Below are 8,277 nucleotides of genomic sequence, written 5' to 3'. Positions count from 1 at the left end.
TAAAGATTTTTAATAAAAAAAATATTTTTAGAAATTTTTAATAATGAATAAAATTTTAGTGATTTTATGAAATTTGATATGGATTATATTGCTCACAATAATGAATTAAGTGAAACAAACCCTTATTTTAAGTTGTTTTTAACAATAATCTTATTGATAGTTACTTTAGCATTGGATAATCTATATTTTGATGTCTTTATTTTCATTTTATTCTCAATTATAATATTGGGAGTAGCAAAAATCAGCTTAAGATCTTATTTGAAATTCTTGACAATACCTATGGCATTTCTTGTAATAACATGTCTGTTCTTGATATTCTTCTTTGGAAATGGAGAAGTAATTTACGAAACAGGAATATTCGGCATTGTAGTTACTGATGACTCATGGCATTATGGTCTTTATACATTCTTTAGAGTTTTAGGATGTTTCCCTTTATTAGGTTTTCTTGCATTGACAACACCAATTGCAAAGATCTTCCATTGTTTGGACACCTTGAAAGTTCCTAAGATTCTTACTGAAATAGGATTATTAATGTACAATACAATATTCATATTCCTAAATGAAATCGACACAATGCAGAAAGCACAGAAAACAAGAATGGGATATCATTCATACATGAATTCAATGAGATGCTTAGCAGATCTTATAAGCAATATATTTTTAAGGTCATTAGATAAAAGTGAAACATTACAACATAGTTTAGATTCAAGAGGTTATAACGGAGAATTGCCGGTTTATGTACCGCCAAAGGAGGAATAAAATGTTAGAAGTACAAAATATTAAATATTCTTATAATAAGGATTATCAAGCACTTAAAGGAGTTAGCTTAAAAGTAGAAAAAGGAGAAATGGTTGCTCTTTTAGGTAAAAATGGTGCTGGAAAGTCTACTTTGTTCCTTCATTTGAATGGTATCTATGAACCTGATGAAGGAAAAGTGTTCATCGATGGCGAAGAATTGAAATATGATAAAAAGTCTTTGCTTAAATTTAGACAAAAAGTTGGAATCGTATTCCAGAACCCAGATGATCAAATTTTTGCACCTACTGTAGAGGAAGATGTAGCATTTGGACCTTTAAACTTAAAGTTACCTATGGAAGAGGTTCAAAAAAGGGTTACTGAAAGCTTAGCTCGTGTAGGAATGAGCGGATTCGAGAAAAAGGCACCTCACCATTTAAGTGGAGGTCAAAAGAAAAGAGTTGCTATTGCAGGAATTCTTGCAATGAAACCGGAAATCATGGTTTTAGACGAACCTACCGCTGGTTTAGACCCTCAAGGTGTAAGAGGTTTAAGTAAATTATTAAAGGAACTTAATGATGAAGGAATTACAATCATAATTTCAACCCACGAAGTTGACTTGGTTCCAAATTACGCAAAAAAGGTTTTCGTTTTGGTTGACGGATTATTGATTGCAGAAGGAACTCCTAAAGAGATTTTTGCACAACCTGAAATTCTTGATCAGGCAAACTTAGAAGTACCTATTGTTACAGAACTTTTCCAAGACCTCGAAAAAGAAGGATTCGACATGAACAACGATTATCCTTTAACAATTGACGAAGCTAAAGAGAAGTTCTTGGAATTATTAAATAAGAACTAATTCTTAAAACTAATTTTTTTTTAAATCATAAAATTAATCATAACTTAACTCCATAAAGTATTACTCCCAGAAGAAATTAATAATACTTTTCACTATTTTTACATAAAATTATTTTTATTAGAACAAATATCCCTCATTTTAAACATCTATTTTTAAAAATGTATTAATAAATTTTTATAATAAAATAAACATACTAAAATTAATTAATTAATTTATTAATTTTAATAATTGATACTGACTTAATAAAACCAACTAATTTAAAAATATTCAAGGGATAATATGGAAGAAATAAAAAAATTTAAAAACATTGTTATTGGAGCAGGCCCTGCTGGAAGACTTGGATCATTCGAACTCGGTAAATTGGGAGAGGAAACACTTCTTATTGAGAAAAAATACATTGCAGGAACCTGTCTTAATGAAGGGTGCATGGTTGTATGTGCACTTACTGACATCAGCCGTTTCATAAGAACTTTCAAAAGGTTCAATGAAATCGGATTCATCGATGGAAACATAAGTCTTGACTATAAGTCTGCTTGTGACAACATCAAAAAGACCCAACTCATGCTACGCAGACTCAACCAAGAGGAAAATGAAAGCGTTAACAATAATGTAATCTATGGGGAAGCCAGTGTAGAAATAAGTGACGATGATAAGATTTTAGTTAAGGTGAAATTAGACAATGACAATGAGCTTCAAAGAGAAAATGTGAAAAATAAAGAAATATCCCTATATGAAGCAGAAAATCTTTTGATAGCCACTGGTGCAAGGCCATTTATTCCAAATATCGATGGAGCAAAATATGCTTTGACAAGCAGTGATGTACTTTCCTTGGAGGAAGTTCCAAGCAAATTAAATATAGTTGGTGGAGGGATAATCGCTACAGAATTATCAAACCTATTCTCAAGTTTTGGAAGTGAAGTGAAAATCATTGCAAGAAGTGAAATTCTAAAGGAACTGGAACCGGAGATCAAATCTTATGTGGTTAAAAAGCTCATTAATGAAGTGGATATCTGTGAAAACACTAATGTTTTGGAAATCACTGAAAACTCAATCATTACAGACAAGGGAGAATTTGAAGGAAAGACATTAATAGCTACTGGAAGAGTTCCTAATTCAGAAATAGTAGCAGACATTGTAGATTTGAATGATGATGGCTCAATTAAGGTGAATGAATTCTTCCAAACCTCAAATCCAAATATCTATGCTGCAGGAGACGTTACAGGAGGAATCACCCTCACTCCCTATGCTAGAAAAGAAGGAATATCAGCAGCAAGAAACATGGCAGGATACTTGAATAAGTTTGATGACATAATCGTTCCACAATCCTTGACATTGGATTTAGATGTGAGCTTCACTCAAAAAGCATCAGAATCTGAAGATGATGATGAGAAAGATAATATTGAAGATATAATCATTCCAGGTCTTGGAGGCCCTCATGCATTCTGGAGAATCCTAAGAGGAGAAACTGGAATTACAAAGGTTTCACTCAATAGCGAAACAGAAGAGATAGTAAGAGCAAGCCAAATATCTCCATCTTCAATTGATGATACTGCTTATCTTGCATTCCTAATGAATATGGGAATAACTAAAGAGGATTTCGATGACTTCCTTGAAGTTCATCCATCTACAGATGCTTATTATAAAATCTTAAAGATCATGTAAATAAAAATAGAAAAAATAGGAAATTAGTATAAAAATATAAATTGATAAGATAATCTATCTTATCAATGCTTCTTTTTTTAAAAATAGTTTAATGAATAAATTAAAAATAAAAATTAATAAAAATTTAATAAAAAATTTTTATAATCTTATTTTACCCAATTAACGAAAACATCACTACGTGGGTTTGGTTCGTTTGGCTCAAGCTTATAACCTAAAGCGACACCATACAAAGGAGTGTATCCTTCAGGGATATGGAGTTTCTTCAAGTTCTCTTCAACACTGAAGTAAATAGCTACAAGACCTAACCAACAGGATCCGATATCCAAACCTTCTGCTGCAAGAAGCATATTTTCAATAGCTGCAGAACAGTCTGCTTGCATATTGGTTGCATCGGATTTAGCTGAAACAAATACAACTGTTGGAGCATTGTGCATTACATTAACACGAGATTCTGCTATTGCTTCAAGGAATTCATCACCGGAATTGGATAATATAGTAAGTACAGAATCATTGATATCTGCAAGAGTTTCCTTGTTTTGAACTACAGTGAAATGCCATGGAGCTTCTCCTCTTGCAGTAGGAGCCATAATAGCTGCTTCCAAAATTTGTTCAATTTCTTCATCTTCAATTTGTTCATCTTTGTAAGCTCTTACGCTTCTACGATTTTTAATAACTTCAAAAATATCACTCATAAAATCACCATAATAAAATATAGAAATTAATTTAAAAATAAAAAATATCTAATTTAATAAGTTTGTTAGAACATAATGATTAGCTTAACTTTCTCAAATCAGTCGGTTTTGTTCTAACATCCTTCTCAATTACTCTTTCAAGATTAGGGGAATATGGATTGTATAGCAATCTTCTAAATCCAAGTGAAATCAATAAATTATCAGTGACTTCCTGTTGACGCTCACCAAGAATGATTTTTCTGAATAAATCACCTAAACCTCCACCGGTTAAGACATCCATAAACAAATCCCCGAAAGTCGGATTGTTTATATGCAATTTATTAATAAGGAATCTAGATAAGTTTCTTCTTCTAATGTATGCAATCAATGCAGTAGTTACAATAAACAATATTAAGGTTCCTGCAAATCCTCCAAGAATGTAAAATCCTATTCCTAAAGCTATTGCAAAGGTATGGTTTCCCACTTCACCTAACATGATTTTTCCTGAAAAATCTAAAGGAGAATAAGCTATACATGTTACTAAAGTGAGCAATGGAACATAATATGCAGGAATCTGTGCTACAGGTGCTGCACCTATAATGAGAGTAGCTAGAATTGTAAAGAAACTCATTATAATAACCACACTGGCTGCAGATCCTGGTTGCATATCTGCAATGTTCATAGGTTGAATCATTAAAGCAACTAAAATAGAAGAAACTCCCATAAGAGGAAAACCTAATCCTATAACGCATAACATACCTATTCCTCTAGCAAGCTGACCAATTTCAATAGGCAAGTTAGCTATTCTTCTTCTACCTATCACATCATCGACAAGAGCACATAATCCCATCACTAAAACAAGATTATTAAATCCTGCAGGTAAAAATAAGCTAATTACAATAAATGGGATTATACCAATTGCACGAGGAGTGCCTCCACGTACTGGCTCATACAGATTTCCCATATATCCTCTTTTACCTAAGAAACGGAATATGATATTCAATGCCCCAGTTCCTAAAAATGTTGCAATAAATACTATAAATAATTCTAAAAACATGTTTAAAATCCTTCAATTTTTTAATGTAATTTTTTTAAAGTAATATTAGTATTTTTATAATTTTTATTATATATAATGTTAAGTTTTAAAATATTAGTTTATTTAAAAGTCAAATAAAATTAATCTAAGAAATAGTTGTTTAGAAAATTAAAAATATCTGAATGAATTAATAATCAATTAATTAATGGAATACCTTAAGGTAGCAGCCATTCCACCTAATCCTTCAAGCTGTTTTCCACCTTCATGCTGGCTGCTTATGACTAGAACCTCACCAGACATGTTCTCCACCATATCCATGGATTCCTCCAAGTCTTCACTTCTGATTAGATTATCCAAAACCAATAGCTTTTCAATAGCCCCTAAATTGATAGCTTCCTTCACTTGCTTTTTACCATAAACAACTAGATTTGAAGATTTTGCTATTTCCTGAAGGATTTCATTAATAGCTGCAATTTCAAAGGCAACTCTATTTTCAGCAGCTAATTTTTCAACTGTTCCTTTTTTAAGAACCTCATTGATTCCCACTCTTCCACCGGAGCCAGTAGCTTCAACTATGGCTTTTTTAGCCAAATCCTTATGCTTCAACTCCAAATACTTTAAGAAATCATTTTTAAAGAATCCTGGACCTGCCAAAACTATGGTTTGAATATTGTCAAACTTGAGGATATAATCTACAATCTTTTGATAGAATTTCTCAATATTCTTAGCCCTGTTCTTATCAACTATCCTTTTTCCGGAAACATTTCCCATAACTGGCCCATAATATTCAATTCCAAATTGTCTCATCAAACCGAAGTCTGCAACATCATCTTCCAAAACAACAATGATTGCAGAAAGTTTCTTGGAAGCTTCAATGGCTTGATTGATTCTCTTCAATGCATAGCTGGACCAATGTTCCTTAAATATCTTAATGGGAGTGTTAAGTTTCGCTTCAATTGTATGGTGAGATCCTAGAGGAATCAAGTCTTCAGGACCTTTAATGATGGAACCGATTATCCTAAGCTTTCCAGTGAAGATGTGAAAACTTACATCCTCTACTGAAACCCCTAAAGTAAAGGTCTTTTTAACTCCCCTATCACTTCTTAACTTATCTCCAGTATTGTCCTGAATCCTTCTTGTTGTCTTAGAGTAAACAGTATCTCCCTCAGCGATTATGTGAGATAGATGCCATAAGTCATCTAAAGTTTCAGGAAGAAGTTCAATAATTCCTTTCTTTCTATCTTGATAAGTTATTTTCATGAATAAACCTCAATTAAAGCATGCAAAAGTTTTCATATAAAAGTTTTAAAATTATAAATTATTCTCATTAAAATTAATCAAAAATTATAAAAAACTCAATAGGTATATAATTATTATAAAACAATATATAATATGATTATTGGTAATATATAAAATTAAGTAATTTAAAAAAATAATATTCAAAATAATGATTATTGAAATCAATTTAAATAATTTTTATCAATTTCTAAAACAAAACTAATAGAGCTAATAAAATGAAAATTGGAATTATTGGAGGAACACGGGGTTTAGGAAGAACCATAGCATGGTATTTGAAAGACTTTGACTTTGATGTTACAATTACCGGTAGAGATGCAATTATCGGAAAGCAAGTCAGTGATGAACTTGGAATAAAATATTGTGATAACAACAAAAAAATTGTTCAAGATAGCGATATCGTGATTATTTCCGTTCCTATTTCCAGTACTGAATCTGTTATAGAGGAATTAGGGCCATTTATGAAGGAAGGCTCATTAATGCTTGATGTAACATCAGTGAAAGAGGGTCCTAGTCGGAAAATGAAGGAATGTATTGGAGAAGGAGTTGAATTCATTCCGACTCACCCAGTCTTTGGTCCAAGAACCACTGATTTGAAAGGGCAAATTATAGTTCTTACACCAATTGAAAAGGGAAACTGGTACCCTAGAATCTACAAGTTCCTTGAAGACAAGGGTATGAGAATAGTGGAAACAAGTCCAGAACACCACGATGATATGATGGGAATTGTACAGGTCTTGACTCACTTTTCATATATCTCTACCGCTTCAGCTATTGAAAAGCTTCAAGTTGACATCAAGGACACTGAAAACTATGAAAGTCCAATCTACAATCTAATGATTGATACAATAGCTAGGATAGTATCTCAAAATCCTTATCTTACATACTCAATCCAACATGAGAACAAGCGTGGAGAAAAAATTAGGCAAGCGCTTTTTGATTCAATAAGCGAATTGAAGGAAGCATTGACAAACGAGGATGAGGAAGAGTTTGTTGAAATCGCCCTTAGAGCAACAAGACATATGGGAGACATTCAAGGGGCTTTAGGTAGGAGTGACAAGGCAATAAACGCCCTTACACAGGAATATAATAAATTAATGCAATCTATGGGACAGGAAGTAGGGCTAAAGCATATTTACTCAGATGCAATCCATGTTGGAAAAATCAAGGAAATCGATGTAGATTTCGTGTACTTGGAAGATGCTAATGGAAAGGTTAAAAAGCTAAAGATATCCAATGCTGAAATGCTGGATGAGGATGAACTGTTCAATTGGAAAGTCAAGAATCAGAAAATTCACACAATAGACCTTAGCGCGATCTTCAGGAGAAAATCAAATCCTCACATCATCAAAGACGCTTTAAAAAGAATTGATGATATTGTTGATGTTGAAATAATCGATATCTACAAAGGGGAACCTATAAAAGAAGATCAAATCAGTTACACCTTTTCAATTCAATCATTAAACAAAGAGTCCATTGAAGAGTGTAAAAAGCTAATAGAAGGATTTGGTGGAATTACAAGATAATAATGATAATTTTATAAATGATAATAAAAATTAATTTTATTTTTCAATACTGCTAAACCAAAATTAACAAAATATGAATAAGCAAAATATAATGAAACTGAGGTTAAACCATGAAAATGATTAAGCAAACATTGGGTTTGAATGTAGACAATTCTAAATATTACATCAAACTGATTATAGAAGCTGTTTTAATCGGTTTATTCTCAGGATTAGTTGTGTCATTATACAGATTCGGATTGGACAATAGCGAAAACTTCCTATTTTCTACATTAAAGTACATCCAAGGTGACTTCCTACTGACAATTGCATGGTTTGCAATACTTGCAATTATGGGATTTATTACCGCCCTTCTAATGAAATGGGATCCGGACAGTTTAGGAAGCGGAATCCCAATAGTTATGGGTGAAGTTAAAGGATACTTTGATGTATGCTGGTGGAAGACATTGATTGCCAAGTTTATTGGAGGAACCCTTACAGCACTTGGAGGTCTTT

The 8,277-nt window shown here is 32.3% G+C and carries 8 protein-coding genes; 5 read left to right on the top strand and 3 right to left on the bottom strand.

The window, feature by feature from the left end:
- Positions 1 to 66: 66 nt before the first annotated feature.
- The 3 genes from cbiQ (at position 67) to IJI80_RS06415 (ending at position 3,256) form a co-directional block, all read left to right on the top strand.
- Positions 67 to 759, top strand: a complete 693-nt coding sequence (gene cbiQ, locus IJI80_RS06425; protein ID WP_292788646.1) for a cobalt ECF transporter T component CbiQ — start codon at positions 67 to 69, stop codon at positions 757 to 759.
- 1 nt (position 760) lies between these two features.
- The gene (locus IJI80_RS06420; protein ID WP_292788644.1) at positions 761 to 1,594 is read left to right on the top strand and encodes an ATP-binding cassette domain-containing protein; all 834 of its coding nucleotides are present in this window, start codon (positions 761 to 763) and stop codon (positions 1,592 to 1,594) included.
- Between the two features lie 279 nt (positions 1,595 to 1,873).
- Positions 1,874 to 3,256 (top strand): NAD(P)/FAD-dependent oxidoreductase, encoded by a 1,383-nt coding sequence (locus IJI80_RS06415; protein WP_292788642.1) that lies wholly within the window; start codon positions 1,874 to 1,876, stop codon positions 3,254 to 3,256.
- Between the two features lie 146 nt (positions 3,257 to 3,402).
- On the opposite strand, the gene IJI80_RS06410 is transcribed toward IJI80_RS06415, so the two are convergent.
- The 3 genes from IJI80_RS06410 to IJI80_RS06400 form a co-directional block, all read right to left on the bottom strand.
- A complete protein-coding gene (locus tag IJI80_RS06410) occupies positions 3,403 to 3,948 on the bottom strand; it encodes a nitroreductase family protein (RefSeq protein WP_292788640.1) in 546 nt (181 codons plus the stop codon).
- A 79-nt stretch (positions 3,949 to 4,027) separates the two neighbouring features.
- Positions 4,028 to 4,984 (bottom strand): cell wall biosynthesis protein, encoded by a 957-nt coding sequence (locus tag IJI80_RS06405; RefSeq protein ID WP_292788638.1) that lies wholly within the window; start codon positions 4,982 to 4,984, stop codon positions 4,028 to 4,030.
- Positions 4,985 to 5,161: 177 nt separating this feature from the next.
- Positions 5,162 to 6,223: an mRNA surveillance protein pelota gene (locus IJI80_RS06400; protein WP_292788637.1), complete on the bottom strand. Its 1,062-nt coding sequence runs from the start codon at positions 6,221 to 6,223 to the stop codon at positions 5,162 to 5,164.
- A gap of 254 nt (positions 6,224 to 6,477) precedes the next feature.
- Here IJI80_RS06400 and IJI80_RS06395 point away from each other — a divergent pair, with 254 nt between their 5' ends.
- Both IJI80_RS06395 and IJI80_RS06390 read left to right on the top strand, forming a co-directional pair.
- On the top strand, positions 6,478 to 7,785 hold the full coding sequence (locus tag IJI80_RS06395) for a prephenate dehydrogenase (protein ID WP_292788635.1): 1,308 nt from the start codon (positions 6,478 to 6,480) through the stop codon (positions 7,783 to 7,785).
- Between the two features lie 110 nt (positions 7,786 to 7,895).
- The coding region (locus IJI80_RS06390; protein WP_292788633.1) for a chloride channel protein at positions 7,896 to 8,277 on the top strand (382 nt) is incomplete at its 3' end.

The sequence above is a fragment of the Methanobrevibacter sp. genome (assembly GCF_017432245.1).
Classification (GTDB): Archaea; Methanobacteriota; Methanobacteria; order Methanobacteriales; family Methanobacteriaceae; genus Methanobrevibacter.
The sequence above is the reverse complement of the archived record's forward strand: the minus strand, read 5'-3'. Positions and strand labels throughout refer to the sequence as shown.